The following is a 17,679-nucleotide window of genomic DNA, read 5'->3' as shown; positions in this document are numbered from 1 at the left end:
GAAGGCCCCGACTCTGGACGAGACGGGGCCTTCGACATGTGCCCGGGACGGTGCGCCTCCGGCGTCGTGGTCAGTCGCGTCGCGCGTCCTCGTGCCTCGACGTGGTAGGCATGTCATCGAGGGGTCTCGCCACGGGGATGCGACTGCCCAGCACCTGTGCGACGACGTCGCGGGCGATGTGCTGCGGGGTGAGACCGGCCTCTTCCAGGATCTCGGCTCGAGAGCCGTGTTCGAGGAATTCGTCGGGAAGTCCGAGCTCGGTCACGGCCGTGTCGACGCCGGCACCGCGGAGATCCTGCCGGACTCGGGTGCCGATCCCACCCACACGGACACCGTCCTCGATGGTGATGACGAGGCGATGGGCCGCGGCCAAGTCGATGACGCTGCGGGGGACGGGGACGACCCAACGCGGGTCGACGACCGTCGCGCCGATGCCTTGTGCTCCGAGCCGCTCTGCGACCTCGAGTCCGATCCCGGCCATCGGGCCCACACAGACGATCAGGACGTCGTCGCGCTCGGCACGGGTCAGCACGTCGACGCCGTCCTCGAGACGTTCGACGGCCTCGTGCTCGATGCCGACGGCGCCCTTCGAGAAACGGATGACGGTCGGGGCGTCGTCGACCGAGACGGCCTCCCGCAGTTCTTCGCGAAGCCGCGTCGCGTCGCGCGGTGCGGCGAGTCGGATGTGCGGGACGATCTGCAACAAGGCGAGATCCCACATTCCGTGGTGGCTGGGACCGTCAGGCCCGGTGACTCCGGCGCGGTCGAGGACGAAGGTGACGCCCGCGCGGTGGAGGGCCACGTCCATCAACACCTGGTCGAAGGCCCGGTTCACGAAGGTCGCGTACAACGCGACGACGGGGTGGAGGCCGCCGAATGCCAGACCGGCGGCGCTCGTCACGGCGTGCTGTTCGGCGATGCCGACGTCGAAGACGCGCTTCGGGAACCGCTCGGCGAGCTTGTGCAGGCCGACGGGGCGCAGCATGGCCGCCGTGATGCCGACGACCTTCTCGTCGTGTTCGGCGATGTCGACGATCTCGTCGGCGAACACGGACGTCCACGACGGTGACGTGGCCGTCTCGAGAGGCTCTCCCGTCTCGGGATCGATCTGCCCGACGGCGTGGAATTGGTCGGCGACGTCGGCGCGAGCCGGATCGAACCCCCGGCCCTTCTCGGTGATGGTGTGCACGATGACCGGGGCCCCGTAGTTCTTCGCCTGGAGCAGGGCCTCCTCCATGGCGACCTGGTCGTGCCCGTCGACCGGTCCGATGTACTTGATGTCGAGGTTCGAGTAGAGGGCCTCGTTGTTGGTAAAGCGGCTCAAGAAGCCGTGCAGCCCTCCGCGGACGCCACGGTAGACGGCGCGTCCGGGGTGCCCGAGACGATCGAAGACGGCTCGGCTGCCCACGTGGAGCTCTCGGTAGGCCTGACGAGTGCGGACCGTGTTGAGGAATCGGGCCATTCCTCCGATCGTGGGGGCGTACGACCGACCGTTGTCGTTGACGACGATGGTGAGGCGACGGTCGTTGTCATCGCTGATGTTGTTCAGGGCCTCCCACGTCATGCCCCCCGTGAGCGCGCCGTCCCCCACGACGGCGACGACGTGGCGATCGTCACGGCCCGTCAGCTGGAACGCTCGCGAGATCCCGTCCGCCCACGACAACGAACTCGACGCGTGCGAGCTCTCGACGATGTCGTGCTCGGACTCGGAGCGCTGCGGGTACCCGGCGAGACCTCCCCGGAGGCGGAGTCCCGAGAAGTCCTGACGGCCCGTGAGCAGCTTGTGCACGTACGACTGGTGACCCGTGTCGAAGACGAAGGCGTCGTGCGGCGAGTGGAAGACCCGGTGCATCGCCAGGGTCAGCTCGACGACGCCCAGGTTGGGGCCGAGGTGGCCTCCCGTCTTCGACACCTCCGTGACGAGGAACCGGCGAATGTCGGCCGCCAGTTCGACCATCTGTTCGTTCGTCAGGCGGTCGAGGTCACGAGGTCCCGTGATCGTCTGCAACAGGCTCATGCTGGCCTTCCCTCTCGGCCCTGTCGGGCATCCCGCCAGTCTAGGCACGCACCCGGCGAGAACGGCGTGCGACCCCCGGACGATGCGGGTGATCGTCCGGGGGTCTGGTCGGTGCGGGGTCGGTCGATCAGACCAGGCTACGCAGGACGTACTGCAGGATGCCGCCGTTACGGTAGTAGTCCGCCTCACCGGGAGTGTCGATGCGCACGACGGCATCGAATTCGACCGGCTGCTTGCCCTCGGGCGAGTGTGCGGTCGGGTGGGCGGTCACGTGGACCGTCTTGGGCGTCGTGCCCTCGTTCAGCTGCTCGATGCCGGCGATGTCGATCTGCTCGGTGCCGTCGAGTCCCAGTGACTCCCAGCTCTCGCCCGCCGGGAACTGCAGAGGAACCACGCCCATCCCGATCAGGTTCGAGCGGTGGATGCGCTCGAAGCTCTCGGTGATGACCGCTTTGACGCCGAGGAGGCTCGTGCCCTTCGCCGCCCAGTCCCGGGACGAACCGGAGCCGTACTCCTTGCCACCGAGGATGACCAGGGGCGTTCCCTGCTCTTGGTACCGAGCGCTGGCGTCGTAGATGAACGACTGAGGACCCTCGGCCTGCGTGAAGTCGCGGGTGTAACCACCCTCGACACCGTCCAGCAACTGGTTCTTGAGGCGGATGTTCGCGAACGTGCCACGGATCATGACCTCGTGGTTGCCACGACGCGACCCGTAGGAGTTGAAGTCCTTGCGGTCGACGCCGTGCTCGTCGAGGTAGTGACCGGCCGGGCTGTCGACCTTGATCGACCCGGCAGGGCTGATGTGGTCGGTCGTGACCGAGTCGCCCAGCTTGGCCAACACGCGGGCGCCCCGGATGTCGGTGACCGGTGTCGTCTCGATCGTCATGCCCTCGAAGTACGGGGGCTTGCGGACGTACGTCGACTCGGAGTCCCATTCGAAGGTGGCCCCCGTCGGCGTGGGCAGGGAACGCCAGCGCTCGTCACCGTCGAAGACACCCGCGTACTCGTGCGTGAACATGCCGGTGTCGATGGACGAGTCGATCGTCTGCTGCACTTCGGCGGCGTCGGGCCAGATGTCTCGGAGGTAGACGTCCGTGCCGTCCTCGGACGTGCCCAGTGCGTCGTTCTCGAAGTCGAAGTTCATCGATCCGGCCAGGGCGTAGGCGATGACCAGCGGCGGGCTCGCCAGGTAGTTCATCTTGACATCGGGGTTGATGCGGCCCTCGAAGTTGCGGTTTCCCGACAGGACCGCCGTGACGGCGAGGTCGTTGTCCTGGACGGCCGTCGAGATCTCGTCGAGCAGCGGACCGGAGTTGCCGATGCACGTGGTGCAGCCGTAGCCGACGGTGTAGAAGCCGAGGTCCTCGAGGTAGGTCGTCAGGCCGGCCTTCTCGTAGTAGTCGGTCACGACCTTGGAGCCGGGCGCCAGGGTGGTCTTGACCCACGGCTTGGCCTTCAGGCCCTTCTTGCTGGCGTTGCGGGCCAAGAGGCCCGCCGCCAGCATGACCGACGGATTGGACGTGTTCGTGCACGACGTGATGGCCGCGATGGCGACGGCGCCGTGGTCCAGGGTGAAAGTCGATCCGTCTCCGAGCGAGACCGAGGTCGGCTTGGAGACCTTGGCCGGGGCATGGGAGGTGTGCGACACGGAATGCGGTTGCGCGTCGTCGTCGTCTTCGGCCGTGAAGCCGATGGGGTCGGACGCGGGGAACGTGCCCTCGACCGCGGCGTCGACGTGCGAGTGGTCCGTGGTCGCGTAGTTCTCGAGGTCGACCTCGAACTGCGATTTGGCCTCGGTCAACTCGATGCGGTCCTGCGGACGCTTCGGACCCGCGATGGACGGGACGACCGTCGCGAGGTCGAGTTCGAGGTACTCGCTGAAGACGGGCTCGGACGACGGGTCGTGCCAGAGCCCTTGCAGCTTGGAGTACTGCTCGACGAGGTCGATCTGCTCGTCCGATCGGCCGGTGAGGCGCAAGTAGTCGAGAGTGACGTCGTCGATCGGGAAGATCGCCGCGGTCGAACCGAACTCGGGGCTCATGTTGCCGATAGTGGCGCGGTTGGCCAGCGGCACCTCCGCCACGCCCTCCCCGTAGAACTCGACGAACTTGCCGACGACGCCGTGGCGACGCAGCTGCTGGGTGATGGTGAGGACCACGTCGGTGGCCGTCACCCCCGGAGGGATCGAGCCCGAGAGCTTGAAGCCGACGACCTTGGGGATCAGCATCGACACGGGCTGACCCAGCATGGCGGCTTCGGCCTCGATGCCGCCGACGCCCCATCCGAGCACTCCGAGGCCGTTGACCATCGTCGTGTGCGAGTCGGTGCCGACAAGGGTGTCGGGGTAGGCCTGGAGCGCGCCGCCGACCTCACGGCTGTAGGTGACACGAGCCAAATACTCGATGTTGACCTGGTGGACGATTCCGGTGCCCGGCGGGACGACCTTGAAATCGTCGAAGGCCGTCTGGCCCCATCGGAGGAACTGGTACCGCTCGCCGTTGCGCTCGTATTCGATCTCGACGTTGCGCTCGAGGGCGTTCGCGGACCCGAAGAGATCGGCGATGACCGAGTGGTCGATGACGAGCTCGGCGGGCGCCAACGGGTTGATCTTGGTGGGGTCGCCACCGAGTTCGGCGACGGCCTCGCGCATGGTCGCCAGGTCGACGATGCAGGGCACGCCCGTGAAGTCCTGCATGACCACGCGCGCCGGCGTGAACTGGATCTCGGTGTCGGGCTCGGCGGTCGGCTGCCACGAGCCGAGCGCCCGGATCTGCTCGCCCGTGACGTTCGCACCGTCCTCGGTGCGGAGCAGGTTCTCGAGCAGGACCTTGAGGCTGAACGGAAGCTTCGAAGAACCCTCGACCGCGTCGATGCGGTAGACCTCGTAGTCGGTGGACCCGACCGTGAGGGTGTTCTTCGAGCCGAAACTGTTGATTGCAGACACGTGCCGTCTCCCTTGCTGACTACGCCCTCATCTTGGCCGGTGCGCGCGACGCCCACCAGCGAGGTCAGCCTAAGTCCGTGGGGTCTCCCCGGGGCCGATCCCAGCGATTTGTCTCGATGTCGAGATAAAACATAGCACCAGGAGGCGCGGGTCAGGCGGAGGGGTCCCGCGCGTCGTCCGCCGCCTCGCGTCCCCGATAGACCGTCCGGACGAGCAGCCAGGTCACCCAGAGCAGCCCCGCGTAGAGGGGAACGCCCATGACGAGTTTGAGCGTGCCGAGCAAGGCCACGTCACCCGCCAGCCAGAGGGGCACCTGGACGGCGAGACGTGCGGCGAAGAGCCCAGCCCACAACCACGTCGCGAGGACGAGGACGCGACGCTTCGCCCGATCGGCCCGCCAGCCCGTGCCGTCGTTCGTGAGGAGTCCCACCACGATGCCGATGAGCGGCCAGCGCACGGCGATGCTGACCAGCATGGCGGCGAGCGAGGCGGCGTTGATCAGCAGGCCGGGGACGAAGTTGTTCTCGGCCCGGCCGGAGAGCAGCGCTATCCCTGCGGACAGGGCGATGCCGAAGACGCCGGCGAGTGCCTGGGCAACCGGACCGCGCTGCACGGCCCGGGCGACGACGAACGCCACGGCCAGGACCAGCGGGATGATGACCGACGGGACGACGTCGCGGGTGATCGTGTACACGACCACGAAGCCGAGGCCGGGGACGATGGACTCGACGAGCCCCCGCACTCCGCCGATCGCCGTCAGCAGGGCTGCCGCCGTGGGCACCTCGCCGGGTGCGACCTGGCCGATGCCGGCCCGCCGGGCGGCGGCCTGCAACTGAGCCGCGAGCGACACCCGGGGGTCGTCGAGCGGCGACGGATCAGCCGGATCGGGACGCTCGTCGGGCGCGGACACGTCGGATCAGACGACCGAGGGCGTGGTGCCCGGGGCGTCGGTCGGGCCGGTCTTCGGCATGGCGAGAGGGATGAGCTCTCGGGGGGGCATGGGAGTCGTCCCGCGCACCACGACGATGCTGCGGAACAGCTCCTCGATCTTCTCGGCGGCTTCGCCCTCGTGGGCCGCGTCGCCCGCGATGACGCCGCGGAGGAACCAACGAGGACCGTCGACGCCGATGAAGCGGGCTCGCCTCGTGGTGCCGGGGTCGCCGCCCATGACCGGGATCTCGGCCCGGACCTCGGGGCCGAACGGCCCCTCGACCTCGGCCGTGACACCGCCCTGCTTCTCGATCTGCTCGCTGATCTGGCCTCTGATCTCGTTCCAGAGGCCTGTCGTGCGCGGTGCCGCGAACGGCTGCACCTGCAGCGTCGACTTGGCGAAGTCGAGACCGACGGCGACGACCCGCTTGCTTCCCTCTTCGACCTCGAGGCGGAGGTGGAGCCCCTCACGCGGCAGGATCTTCACGCCGCCGAGATCGACGTAGGGACGGACGGGATTGGCCTCGGTCTCGTCCAGGGGTCCGGCGTCGGCGCGATCCTCGGGTGCCGACTTCGAGTCGTCGAACACCTCGACCTCGGCGCCGTCGAGGGACTCGATGTCGATCTCGACGTCTGCGACGTCGGCCGATTCGACGTCGATCTCGACCTCGGCCAGTTCTTGCTCGCGGCGTTTGGACTTCCTCACGCAGTGCCTCCTGGGTTGTGTGCGTATCCGGTGGACCCGTGTCCGCCGACGCCCCGGACGCTCTCGGGGAGCGTCGTCACGGGGACGAAGGTCGCGCGGACGACCGGCATGATGACGAGTTGAGCGATCTTGTCGCCGACGGCGACGTGGTGGTCCGCCTCGAGGTCGGTGTTCAGCAGCGAGACCTTGATCTCGCCGCGGTAGCCCGCGTCGACGGTTCCTGGGGCGTTCACGACGGTGATGCCGTGTTTCGCGGCCAGGCCGCTGCGAGGCATGACGAAGGCGGCGAAACCGTCGGGCAGGGCGATGGAGACACCCGTGCCCACGAGGGCCCGGTGCCCCGGCCGCAACACCAGGTCGTCGGTCGAGAGCAGGTCGGCGCCGGCGTCGCCCGGGTGGGAGTACACGGGCACCGAGGCCGCCTCGGCGGCGATGAGGACGTCGAGGATCTGGGTCACGTGTCGAGGGTAGTGCAGAAGTCTGGTCGAATGGACGTCATGAACCCCTACCGTGAGCGCCTGCTCCCGCCGCTCTCCGTCTTCGTGGCCTGCGCGCTGCTCGTCCCCGCGACGCTGCTGGTGTTCCTGCCGATCAACTCGACGGTGGGCGTGGTCATGGCCGTCGTGTTCTACGCGGCCGCCATCGTCCTGCTCGTCCTGACGTCGCCCGTGCTGACCATCGACGACGAGGCGTTCACCGCGGGACGGGCGCGTCTGTACCCTCACGAGATCGGTGAAGCCGAGGGGTTCACCGGTGCCGAGGCGACACGAGAAAGAGGGCCCCGACTCGACGCGCGAGCCTGGACCCTCTTCAGGGGGTGGGTGCGACCGGTGGTCAAGATCTCGTTGACGGACCTCGACGACCCGGCGCCCTACTGGTTGGTGTCGACCCGTCGTCCTGACGAGGTCGTCCGGCGGTTGGACTTGCTCAGGCGGCGCACTCCCGGCAGATAGCGCCCAGCTTGGTCTCGTGGTCGAGCTGCGAGCGGTGCTTCACCAGGAAGCACTCGACACAGGTGAACTCGTCGACCTGCGGGGGGAGGACGACGACGTCGAGGTCGAGGTCCGAGAGGTCTTGCCCGGCGAGCTCGAACGAGCCCGGGTTGTCGGCGTCGTCGTCGACGACACCGGTCATCTTGTCGGGGACCCTCTCTTTGAGCCCCTCGATCGACTCCGAGCCGTCGTCGTCGTTCTTGCGAGGTGCGTCGTAGTCGGTGGCCATGCCCATCCAGTTCTTCGGTCGTTCGTGTGCCCGATTCGGCGGGTGCAGTTTGCATCACTCGTTGTCGAATAGCAAACCCGTTCCCACGGCCTTTCGGCCGCCTCGGAAGAACTGACGGCACGCCCGTCGTATTCCCGCGAGAACGGGGATCGACGTGCGACTCTTGGCACCGGATCACGACGGTGAAAGGCGTGGAAAATGCAGGATCTCAGGGTCATCGGCGTCCAGAGCGGAGCTCTGCTCGTCTCCACCGACGCCGGTGGCGAGTACCGCCTTCCCGTCACGCACACCCTCCACTCACAGCTCCGGGCGGCCAGCCCCGGTGATGCGCCGGTCGAACGCAAGGCCCCGCCTCGCGAGATCCAGGCCCTCGTCCGAGCGGGCAAGACGCCGGAGCAGGTCGCGGAGCGGACGGGGGCCGACCTCGACTACGTGCACCGGTTCGAGGGTCCGGTCCTGGCAGAACGTGCGTTCGTCCTCGAAAGCGCCCGCGCGGTCAGCGTGTCCGTCGCCGACGACGCGACCTCGGGAGTCCCGTCCACGACCTTCGGTGCCGTCATCGACGAGCGACTCGACGGTGCCGAGACCTCGCAGCGCGAATGGTCCGCCTACAAGGACGCGGAGCACGGCTGGGTGGTCCATCTAGCCTTCGTCGCTCACGAGGTCGAGCGCGACGCGACGTGGCGGTTCGACCCGAAGAAGGCCGTCCTGGCCCCCCTCGGCGGGGACGCGCACCGACTGTCCCAACACGGCGAGGAAGCCGGGCCGCTCGTCCCCCGTCTCCGGGCCGTGACCCGTGAGACCCGCCAGGACGACACCTCGGGCCGTTTCGACAGTGGTGCCTTCTTGGTCGATCAGGTCGAGGACGTCGAGCTTCCTGCCGAGACGGCGACCGACCGGTTGCGTCCCGGTGTCCGGGGCACCGCCTCCTTCGCCGCCGCGAACCGCGCACCCGACGACGCCGGCGGGCACGACCAGACCGCTGACCTCCTCGAGGCCCTGCGCCGTCGGCGCGGCGAACGTGAGGCGGCCAGGTTCTCGGACGACGACGGCCGCTCGGACCACCAGGTCACCGGGACGATCCGCGTGATCGACGTTCCGTTGGACGACTTCGACCTTCCCGAGGGGGCCAGCGACCCCACACCGGTCCTGCCCGAGCGGACGATGCGCGGCACCGCGTCCGAGGACGCCGCCCCCGTTCAGCCCACGGGAATCCGCGGCAGCCGGGGACGACCCGGTCGACGCGAGATGCCGACCGTGGCTCAGCCGACCAAGAAGGCCCGCGGTCGCACGTCGATGCCGAGCTGGGACGAGATCGTGTTCGGCGCACGCTCGGACGACGACCCGGCCTGATCAACGGGCGGACCCGCTGATCCGTGGTCACCCGGCAGAACGGTCACCGGCGGTAGGCACCGAACGTCCGAAGAGGGACCATCGTCTCGTCGTCGGACCACGATCCGTGGTGACCGACCATCGTGCCGGGCTGTCCACCGCGCTCTCGTCCGTCGTAGTAGGCGACGCCCCGCCGAGCGGCGACGATCACGTCTCCGATCCGGGGACGCACCGCAGAGTCGACGGCACCGAACCAACCGGCTTCGATTGCCTCGGCCCGGGTCAGCACCCACGCGCGGTCACCTTCGGCCGACCGCCAGGCGTCGACCAGCGCACCCAGCCGGGTCTCGTCCGCGTCGGGCTCGACGTGCAGCTGGAGGCACCGGGGCTCCCCCGCCACGTGCCTCACCCCGTCGACCAGGGCCGCGGTGCCACCGAACACGATCCGTCGACGCTCGGCCACGTCGACGATCCCGTGGTCGGCCGTCACGATCACCCCGACGTCGGGGGCGACGGCGGCCTCGAGACCCCGCACCTCGGCATCGACGCCCTCGAGGGCATCGATCCATTCGTCGGACTCCCAACCGGCACGATGGGCGATCATGTCGAGTTCGGGAACGTACAGGTAGACCAGGGAGGCGCCGGTCGAGTCGACGAGTCGCGTCGCGGTCGCGAATCGGTCGCTCACGCTCTCGGCGACGTCGTAGACGGCACCGCGCAGGATGGCCTCCGTCAGGCCGGACGACCGGTAGCGCTTGGGCCCCACGGCGTGCGATCGCACGTCGCGGGCCGTCTCGAACAATGTGGGACGACGTTGCCACTCGTCGGGCCGCATGCGCTCGTCCCAGCCCGAGAGCTGCTTGACCACTCGGTCGTTCGCGGGATCGAGGGCCGAGTACCCGACGAGGCCGTGCTCCCCCGGGAGCGCACCGGTCGTCAACGTGGTGAGAGCCGCTGCGGTGGTCGTCGGCCACCCGGACCACAGGCTGCCCTTCACCCCCGACAACGTCCGGGCGTGACCGCGACGAGCACCGAGGGCCGCCTGCCCGAGGCCGTCCACCAGGACCACGACGGCGGCGCGGGCGGGCGGCAGGTGGAGCGCGTTCACCTCGCCCCGGAGGGACGCGAGACAGGAGGGCATCACGTCGGCCAGGCTCACGGCCCCTCGTGGGCGCGCCGGTACGATGGAGGACACCGGCCCCAGTCTGGCACAGCGACGATCGGGTGCCCCGTCCACCCCGATCCGTGAGAAGTGCATGACCACCACCGAGAACACGAGCAGCCCCGACCACGGCGAACGCATCGAAGACATCGACGTCTCACTCGAGATGCAGGGGTCCTTCCTCGAATACGCCTACTCGGTCATCTACTCGCGGGCCCTGCCCGACGCGCGCGACGGCCTCAAGCCGGTCCAGCGCCGCATCCTGTACCAGATGTCCGAAATGGGCCTGCGTCCCGACCGGGGTCACGTGAAGAGCGCCCGGGTGGTCGGCGAGGTGATGGGCAAGTTGCACCCCCATGGCGACACCGCCATCTACGACGCCATGGTGCGTCAGGCCCAGCCGTTCACGATGCGGGTGCCGCTCATCGACGGGCACGGCAACTTCGGCTCGCTCGACGACGGACCGGCGGCGCCTCGGTACACCGAGGCCCGCCTCGCCGAGGCGTCGCTGGCGATGACCCAGGGACTCGGCGAGGACGTCGTCGACTTCGTCCCCAACTACGACAACCAGTTGATGCAGCCCGAGGTCCTTCCCGCGGCCTTCCCCAACCTGCTCGTCAACGGCGCGAGCGGCATCGCGGTGGGCATGGCGACGAACATGGCGCCGCACAACCTCGTCGAGGTCGTCGGTGCCGCGCGGCACCTGATCGACCACCCCGACGCGAGCCTCGACGACCTGATGGCGTTCGTGCCCGGGCCCGACCTGCCGACCGGCGGCACGATCGCCGGGCTCGCCGGGGTCCGCGACGCCTACGCCACGGGCCGGGGCAGCTTCAAGACGCGGGCCCGTGTCAGCGTCGAAAGCATCACCGCACGGAAGAACGGCCTCGTGGTCACGGAGCTGCCCTACCTGGTGGGGCCCGAGAAGGTGATCGAGAAGATCAAGGACGGCGTGCAGGCGAAGAAGCTGACCGGCATCACGGACGTCACCGACCTGACCGACCACAAACACGGCCTCCGTCTCGTCATCGGCATCAAGACCGGGTTCAGCCCCGAGGCGGTGCTCGAACAGCTCTACCGCTACACGCCGCTCGAAGACGGCTTCAGTATCAACAACGTCGCCCTGGTCGAGGGACAACCACGGACGCTCGGGCTGAAGGAGATGCTCGAGGTCTACGTGGCGCACCGCCTGTCCGTCGTCACCCGTCGCAGCCGCTACCGGCTCTCGAAGAAAGAAGACCGCCTCCACCTCGTCGAGGGTCTCCTCATCGCCATCGTCGACATCGACGAGGTCATCCAGGTCATCCGGACGAGCGAGGACACGGCCGCCGCCCGTGCCCGTTTGCGCGAGGTGTTCGACCTCAGCGAGATCCAGGCCGAGTACATCCTCGACCTGCAGTTGCGGCGGCTGACCAAGTTCAGTCGCATCGAGCTCGAGGCCGAACGAGACGAGCTGCTCGCGGCCATCGCCGACCTCAAGGACCTGCTGGCCGACCCGGCCCGGCTCCGCGCCCTCGTCTCGACTGAACTCGGTGACATCGCGGATCAGTTCGGCACCCCCCGGCGCACGCTGTTGACCGAGGCGAAGGCGAGCGTCGCGACCACCGGTCGAGGCAGCAAGTCCGCTCCCGTCCTCGAGATCGCCGACACCCCGACGCGCGTGTTCCTCTCGACGACGGGCCGAGTCCTCCGCGTGGACCACCTCGATCCCGACTCGGCCGTCCCCACTCCCCCGGCCCGGCGCACGAAGCACGACGCCGTCCTCTCGTCGATCGACACGACGACGCGGACCGAGATCGGTGCCGTGACGAACCTCGGCCGTCTCGTACGACTCACCCCGGTCGACCTCCCCTCGGTGCCCCCCACGTCCGTCCAACTGGGTGCCGGCGTACCCATCCGGGACTACCTGGGCCTGACCGACAGGAAAGAACGCGTGCTGGGACTCGTCTCCCTGACGGCCGACCGCACCATCGCGCTCGGCACGGCCCGCGGGGTCGTCAAGCGCGTCGCGACGGGCCAGTACCCCGCACGGCCCGATTTCCCGGTCATCACGCTCAAGAAGGGCGATCAGGTGGTCGGCGTCGCCCAGGGGGCCGACGACGACGAACTGGTCTTCGTCAGCTCGGGCACGCAGCTCCTCCGGTTCCCCGCGTCCTCGGTCCGTCCGCAGGGGCCCGTCGGTGGAGGAGTCGCCGGCATCAACCTTCCCGGCGACGCCACCGTCATCTTCTTCGGGGCCGTGCCCGCCGGACGCGAGGCCGTCGTGGCGACCGTGTCGTCGAACGGTTCCACCATCGCCGGTGCCGATCCGGGACGCGCCAAGCTGAGCGCGTTCGACGAGTACCCGGGCAAAGGCCGTGCGACAGGCGGGGTGCGATCCCATTCTCTGCTGAAGGGCGAGGACGGTTTGTCGCTGGCATGGGTCGGGCCGGTCCCGGCCCAGGCGGTCGGCCCGGACGGATCCGTGCGCTCGTTGCCGTCCGAGCTGGCTCGTCGCGACGGATCAGGCACGCCCCTCGACGCCGTGATCGGCTCGATCGGGTCGTCCGTGGCCCACATCACCGACTCCGCGACAGGTCTCGAAGCCGGTGCCGACCCCGTCACGTGATGTCCCCGCCGCCCGGTCACGGCGCCTCACCCGATCTCGTGGTGGGGCGCCGTCTTCGGTCTCGGGGACCTGTGTGCTCAGACGTCGATGCGGTCGCGACTGAGTCCGGCACCGTCGATGATGAATTCTTTCCGCGGAGCGACGTCGTTGCCCATCAGCAGTTCGAAGACGCGAGTCGCGTTCTCGGCGTCGTCGACCTTGACCCGCCTCAGCATGCGGTTCTGACGCTCCATCGTCGTGGTCCGCAGTTGCTCGGCATCCATCTCACCGAGACCCTTGTACCGCTGGATGGGGTCCTGGAACTTCTTGTTCGAGCGTTTGAGCCCCGCGAGGACACCGTGGAGCTCTTTCTCGGAATAGGTGTAGATGGTCTCGTTGGGCTTGCTGCCCGAATGCATCACGACCACGCGATGCAACGGCGGAACCGCGGCGAAGACGCGACCCGCCTCGATCATCGGTCGCATGTACCGGAAGAACAGGGTGAGCAACAAGGTCCGGATGTGGGCACCGTCCACGTCGGCGTCGCTCATGATGATCACCTTGCCATAGCGGGCCGCGTCGAGATCGAAGGTCCGTCCCGATCCGGCCCCGAGCACCTGGATGATGGAGGCGCACTCGAGATTCGACAGCATGTCGCTGACCGAGGCCTTCTGGACGTTCAGGATCTTGCCGCGGATCGGCAAGAGCGCCTGGAACTCGCTGTTGCGGGCGACCTTGGCCGTACCGAGCGCGGAGTCGCCCTCGACGATGAACAGTTCGCTGCTCGCCACGTCGTTCGACCTGCAGTCGACGAGCTTCGCCGGAAGGGTCGAGTTCTCGAGGGCGTTCTTTCGGCGCTGCGTCTCTTTGTGTGCCCTCGCGGCGATGCGAGTCTTCATCTCGGCGACCACCTTGTCGAGCACGAGGGCGGTCTGTGCCTTGTCTTCTCGCCGGGTCGAGGAGAACAGGTTGCCGAACTCGGCAGCCACGACGTTCGCCACGATCGCGCGCACGGCGGGCGTGCCCAGGATCTCCTTCGTCTGTCCCTCGAACTGAGGTTCGGGCAAGCGGACGGTCAGCACGGCGGTGAGGCCGGCGAGGACGTCGTCCTTCTCGATCTTGTCGTTGCCGACCTTGAGACGGCGGGCGTTGGCCTCGACCTGCTGGCGGACGAACTTCAACAGGCCGGTCTCGAAGCCCGCCTGGTGCGACCCGCCCTTGGGAGTGGCGATGATGTTCACGTAGCTGCGGAAGACGGTGTCGTACCCAGCGCCCCAGCGCAGAGCGATGTCGACTTCGCACTCGCGTTCGAGTTCGGTGGCGATCATGGCCCCGCCGTCGGTCAGCACCGGCACCGTCTCGGTGTAGGTGCCCGACCCGGTCAAGCGCCAGGTGTCGGTGACCGCGGTGTCGGGTGCGAGGAATTCGACGTACTCGCTGATGCCGCCGTCGAACCGGAAGGTGCTCTCGACCGGGAACCCGCCGTCGGTCAAGGAGCCCGGACGCTCGTCTCGCAGGGTCAGCGTGAGCCCCGGGATGAGGAACGCGGTCTGTCGGGCCCTGGCCGAGAGCTCGTCCGTCTGGAACGAGGCACCTCGGGTGAAGATCTGTCGATCGGCCCAATAGCGCACCCGGGTTCCGGTGACACCACGTCGGGTCTTGCCCACTTCCCGGAGCACGCTTCCCGAGACGAAGGGGGTGAACGGTGAGTCCGGTGTGGGCGCACCCGCGTCGTCGAACGTGCCGGGCTCACCGCGACGGAACGACATCGCGTAGGTCTTGCCACCCCGGTCGACCTCGACGTCGAGGCGCTCCGACAACGCGTTGACGACGGACGCACCGACTCCGTGGAGTCCCCCGGACGACGCGTACGAACCCCCACCGAACTTTCCGCCGGCATGAAGCTTGGTGAAGACGACCTCGACCCCGCTGAGTCCCGTCTTGGGTTCGATGTCGACCGGCACGCCGCGACCACCGTCGCGCACCTCGACGCTGTCGTCGGAGTGCAGCACGACGTCGATCGTGTCTCCGTGACCGCCGAGGGCTTCGTCCACGGAGTTGTCGATGATCTCCCAGAGGCAGTGCATCAGGCCGCGGGAGTCCGTGGATCCGATGTACATGCCGGGGCGTTTGCGCACGGCCTCGAGGCCCTCGAGCACCGAGAGGTGCCGGGCCGAGTAGTCGGAGGCGGGCGCGGACGAGGTGGGGGGCATTGTTCTCCAGAAGGGCCCGCCGCCGTCTGAGGACAGCGGGAATGCGGGGAGGCGGTGGCCGTGTTACAGACTAGCGAGGGCCGCCGACAGGGCGGTCTCGACACTCGTCCACTCGGTTTCCACTACGCGATGAGCGAAATCCGGGGCCGATGTCACGCGCTACGCACGTCAGCGTGTTTTGATGAGTGTCTTCACCCACCGCACCACCGTCAGGAGGAGCATCACATGACTCAGATGGCCACCGATCAGACCGCCGTCGACGAGCTCGGCTCCCGTTACCAGTTGAGCGCCGCGGACCGCTGCGACAGCTGCGGGGCCCAGGCGTACATCCGGGCGACCATGGCCACGGGCGAACTGCTCTTCTGCGCTCACCACGGCGCCAAGTTCAAAGAGAAGCTGCAGCCCACCGCCAGCGAGTGGCTCGACGAGAGCTCGAAGTTGCTCGCTCACTGAGACACCCGCCGCCCCGGACCACAGCTCGGGCTGGCGAACGGAGAAAGCCCCGCATCCGATCGATGCGGGGCTTTCGTCACGTCACCGGGACGGTGCGGTCGTCACATGGCCTTGAACGAGCGTTCTAGGTTGTCGGCGATGACCTTCTGCGACGCGGCGGCATAGTGGTCGAGTCTCGCGTGCCCTTCGCCCGCCGAGTAGGAGATCATCCGCCGGCTCAGTGCGACCCGAAGGACGCGGTCGGTCAGAGCAGGATTGAGAGGCAGGACCGGGCCCTTGAGCTGGGTGCCGAACGAGACTCCCCGTCGGACACCCTCGCGGCCGTCGCCGTTTCCGCCGCCGTGCACCACGGCTCCGAACGGCTCGGACTCGCTGCCGAGTTCGAGATGCGCGGCATGGTCCTCGAAGCCGAAGAGGGTGATCTCATCGCCCTGGTAGTCGGTCGTCACCTGGAGGTAGTTGGTCCGGCGGGGTGCCCCCCGGCGGACGACCGCATCGAAGAAACCGATTCCTTCGACCGAGTCACCGTCTGCGTCCTCGACGCCGCGACTGAGGAGTTCGAGACCGCCACCGACAGCCACCACCGGGACACCGGATGCGGCGAACGATTCGAGTGCCGGACGGAGTCGACGGGCGTCCGTCGCGACTGCCCGCACCCCGGAGAGAGGGCCGTGTCCGACGACCACCACGTCGGCCACGGTCGGCACCTCGTCACCCATGCGGTACTCGAGGACGCTGCTCGCTATGCCTGCTCGACCCGCCCGCACCGCAAGAGTGGTCACGTTGCCCCGGTCGCCGCTCACGCCGAGTTCCTCCGGGTAGAGGTGGACGATTCGGAGGACGTCGTCACTCACGCGGTCTTCTCCAGGTCGGGGTGGCCGAGGATGCGGCGCGCCAGCATCATCTGTTCGTAGTTGGTCACGAAGTGCTTCGTGTTGTCCTTCGACGACGGGAGGGCACGCATGAGCCGGATCGCCTTCGAGATGTCCTCTTCGATCACGTGGACGGGGATGCCCTCGTGCTCGAGGCGCAAGGCCAACTGCCATGCCTTGGCGCCGGCCAGGACGTCGACGTGGTCGAGATGGGAGAAGTCGATGTCGTAGATCCACGAGATGTCGGGCGTGCCCTCGTCGATGGCCAACATGACCTGCTCGACGCCCTGAGGGAGCGCGTCGAGGTTCATCTGGAGGCTGGCCGCGTTCTTGAACATGATGAACTCGGCCTCGTCGGCGCCGAGGGACATGCGCTCACCGCGGCCGTAAGCCGGTTTCATGCTCTCGAAAGCGCGTCGCACGGCGTTCGGATCGACCGGGTGCCCCAGGACGACCGAGGCCGTCTGGAGCGCTGCTGCCGCGTCGACGGCGTAGTGCAGACCACGGGCCGGGAGCCGGACGTCGATCGGAGTCCCCGAGACCGTGATGGTGGCGCCCGTGCCCGTGAGCGCGGTCACCTCGGTCTCGGCGGACAAGGAGGCATCGGCCTCGCGGCTGAAGTCGTTGGCGTTCTGCAGGCCGTTGGGTGACGCCGAGACGACCTCGGGCGAGGCACCGAAACGCGTCACCGTCTGCCGCCCCACGGCCTGGTAGGGGCCGAGGTGCTGGTCGTCGCGGTTCGTGACGACGGCCACGGTGGCTTCGGCCGCCGTGTCGGTCATCATCGTCCCGACCCGCTCGGTCTCGAAGAACCGGTAGAGCTGGTCGACCTGCACGTTGAGCATGAGCACCGTGGACGGGTGCAGGGACTTCGTCAGTTCGACGGCGAAGGCCTCGTCGACCTCGATCACGCCGATGTCGTCGCGGACGCGACCGAACGGCGTGACCTCGCGGAGGAAGGCCGAGGCGATGCCCTGGGGCAGGTTGGCGCCCGTGGGGTTGGTGAATACCTTGAGGCCATGCGCTCGGAGCGTCTCGGTGAGCATCATCGTGGTGGTCGACTTGCCGTTCGACCCCAGGACGAACACGACGCCGCGCTCGAACTGTGACGAGACGTGGGTGAGGAAGTCGGGCGCGAGCTTCAGGACGGTCTGCCCCGGGTAGGCGGACCCGCCACCCCGGAGCCGGGCGACCGCCCGGACGAGGCGGCCGGCCAGGACCGGGACCAGGTATCGCACGGGC

The 17,679-nt window shown here is 68.3% G+C and carries 14 protein-coding genes; 4 read left to right on the top strand and 10 right to left on the bottom strand.

The annotated features are described in order from the left end of the window. Window positions 1-70: 70 nt before the first annotated feature. From dxs to dut, 5 genes are all read right to left on the bottom strand, one after another. Window positions 71-2,017, bottom strand: a complete 1,947-nt coding sequence (dxs, locus tag HRF36_RS04765; protein ID WP_173206906.1) for a 1-deoxy-D-xylulose-5-phosphate synthase — start codon at window positions 2,015-2,017, stop codon at window positions 71-73. Window positions 2,018-2,144: 127 nt separating this feature from the next. Continuing rightward, a complete protein-coding gene (gene acnA / locus HRF36_RS04760; protein ID WP_173206904.1) occupies window positions 2,145-4,961 on the bottom strand; it encodes an aconitate hydratase AcnA in 2,817 nt (938 codons plus the stop codon). A 151-nt stretch (window positions 4,962-5,112) separates the two neighbouring features. Then, window positions 5,113-5,871: a DUF3159 domain-containing protein gene (locus HRF36_RS04755; RefSeq protein WP_173206902.1), complete on the bottom strand. Its 759-nt coding sequence runs from the start codon at window positions 5,869-5,871 to the stop codon at window positions 5,113-5,115. A gap of 6 nt (window positions 5,872-5,877) precedes the next feature. Then, window positions 5,878-6,516 (bottom strand): DUF3710 domain-containing protein, encoded by a 639-nt coding sequence (locus HRF36_RS04750; protein ID WP_173207930.1) that lies wholly within the window; start codon window positions 6,514-6,516, stop codon window positions 5,878-5,880. A 77-nt stretch (window positions 6,517-6,593) separates the two neighbouring features. Beyond that, entirely contained in the window at window positions 6,594-7,055 is a 462-nt protein-coding gene (gene dut / locus HRF36_RS04745; RefSeq protein ID WP_173206901.1) for a dUTP diphosphatase, read from the bottom strand. Window positions 7,056-7,094: 39 nt separating this feature from the next. Here dut and HRF36_RS04740 point away from each other — a divergent pair, with 39 nt between their 5' ends. Continuing rightward, entirely contained in the window at window positions 7,095-7,550 is a 456-nt protein-coding gene (locus HRF36_RS04740; RefSeq protein ID WP_173206899.1) for a DUF3093 domain-containing protein, read from the top strand. Here the strand turns inward: HRF36_RS04740 and HRF36_RS04735 are convergent. Then, a complete protein-coding gene (locus HRF36_RS04735) occupies window positions 7,525-7,818 on the bottom strand; it encodes a DUF4193 domain-containing protein (RefSeq protein WP_043592858.1) in 294 nt (97 codons plus the stop codon). The genes HRF36_RS04740 and HRF36_RS04735 overlap by 26 nt on opposite strands. 198 nt (window positions 7,819-8,016) lie before the next feature. Here HRF36_RS04735 and sepH point away from each other — a divergent pair, with 198 nt between their 5' ends. After that, on the top strand, window positions 8,017-9,171 hold the full coding sequence (gene sepH / locus HRF36_RS04730; RefSeq protein ID WP_173206896.1) for a septation protein SepH: 1,155 nt from the start codon (window positions 8,017-8,019) through the stop codon (window positions 9,169-9,171). A 43-nt stretch (window positions 9,172-9,214) separates the two neighbouring features. Here sepH and HRF36_RS04725 read toward each other — a convergent pair whose 3' ends face one another. Continuing rightward, window positions 9,215-10,345 carry an alkaline phosphatase family protein gene (locus tag HRF36_RS04725; RefSeq protein ID WP_173206893.1) on the bottom strand — a complete coding sequence of 377 codons (1,131 nt, stop codon included), beginning with the start codon at window positions 10,343-10,345 and terminating at the stop codon, window positions 9,215-9,217. Window positions 10,346-10,406: 61 nt separating this feature from the next. Here HRF36_RS04725 and HRF36_RS04720 point away from each other — a divergent pair, with 61 nt between their 5' ends. After that, window positions 10,407-12,920, top strand: coding sequence for a DNA topoisomerase (ATP-hydrolyzing) subunit A (locus HRF36_RS04720; RefSeq protein ID WP_173206882.1), 2,514 nt, complete (start codon window positions 10,407-10,409; stop codon window positions 12,918-12,920). A gap of 77 nt (window positions 12,921-12,997) precedes the next feature. On the opposite strand, the gene HRF36_RS04715 is transcribed toward HRF36_RS04720, so the two are convergent. Then, window positions 12,998-15,112 (bottom strand): type IIA DNA topoisomerase subunit B, encoded by a 2,115-nt coding sequence (locus tag HRF36_RS04715; RefSeq protein ID WP_173206880.1) that lies wholly within the window; start codon window positions 15,110-15,112, stop codon window positions 12,998-13,000. Window positions 15,113-15,337: 225 nt separating this feature from the next. Between HRF36_RS04715 and HRF36_RS04710 the strand changes: the two genes are divergently transcribed. Beyond that, the gene (locus tag HRF36_RS04710) at window positions 15,338-15,565 is read left to right on the top strand and encodes a hypothetical protein (protein ID WP_173206877.1); all 228 of its coding nucleotides are present in this window, start codon (window positions 15,338-15,340) and stop codon (window positions 15,563-15,565) included. 101 nt (window positions 15,566-15,666) lie between these two features. On the opposite strand, the gene HRF36_RS04705 is transcribed toward HRF36_RS04710, so the two are convergent. Then, window positions 15,667-16,419, bottom strand: a complete 753-nt coding sequence (locus HRF36_RS04705) for a cobyric acid synthase (RefSeq protein WP_173206874.1) — start codon at window positions 16,417-16,419, stop codon at window positions 15,667-15,669. Next, window positions 16,416-17,675, bottom strand: coding sequence for a MurT ligase domain-containing protein (locus tag HRF36_RS04700; RefSeq protein WP_173206871.1), 1,260 nt, complete (start codon window positions 17,673-17,675; stop codon window positions 16,416-16,418). The genes HRF36_RS04705 and HRF36_RS04700 overlap by 4 nt, the downstream gene beginning before the upstream one ends. Window positions 17,676-17,679 lie beyond the last annotated feature (4 nt).

The organism is Frigoribacterium sp. VKM Ac-2836 (assembly GCF_013248995.1).
Lineage (GTDB): Bacteria > Actinomycetota > Actinomycetes > Actinomycetales > Microbacteriaceae > Frigoribacterium.
This window is presented reverse-complemented; position numbering and strand designations above follow the sequence as displayed.

Excerpts from the sequence above, each read along its gene's own strand:
- HRF36_RS04715 (WP_173206880.1), bottom strand. The coding sequence starts at position 15,112 with ATGCCCCCCACCTCGTCCGCGCCCGCCTCCGACTACTCGGCCCGGCAC.
- HRF36_RS04740 (WP_173206899.1), top strand. The coding sequence starts at position 7,095 with ATGAACCCCTACCGTGAGCGCCTGCTCCCGCCGCTCTCCGTCTTCGTG.
- HRF36_RS04735 (WP_043592858.1), bottom strand. The coding sequence starts at position 7,818 with ATGGCCACCGACTACGACGCACCTCGCAAGAACGACGACGACGGCTCG.
- dxs (WP_173206906.1), bottom strand. The coding sequence starts at position 2,017 with ATGAGCCTGTTGCAGACGATCACGGGACCTCGTGACCTCGACCGCCTG.
- HRF36_RS04710 (WP_173206877.1), top strand. The coding sequence starts at position 15,338 with ATGACTCAGATGGCCACCGATCAGACCGCCGTCGACGAGCTCGGCTCC.
- HRF36_RS04720 (WP_173206882.1), top strand. The coding sequence starts at position 10,407 with ATGACCACCACCGAGAACACGAGCAGCCCCGACCACGGCGAACGCATC.
- sepH (WP_173206896.1), top strand. The coding sequence starts at position 8,017 with ATGCAGGATCTCAGGGTCATCGGCGTCCAGAGCGGAGCTCTGCTCGTC.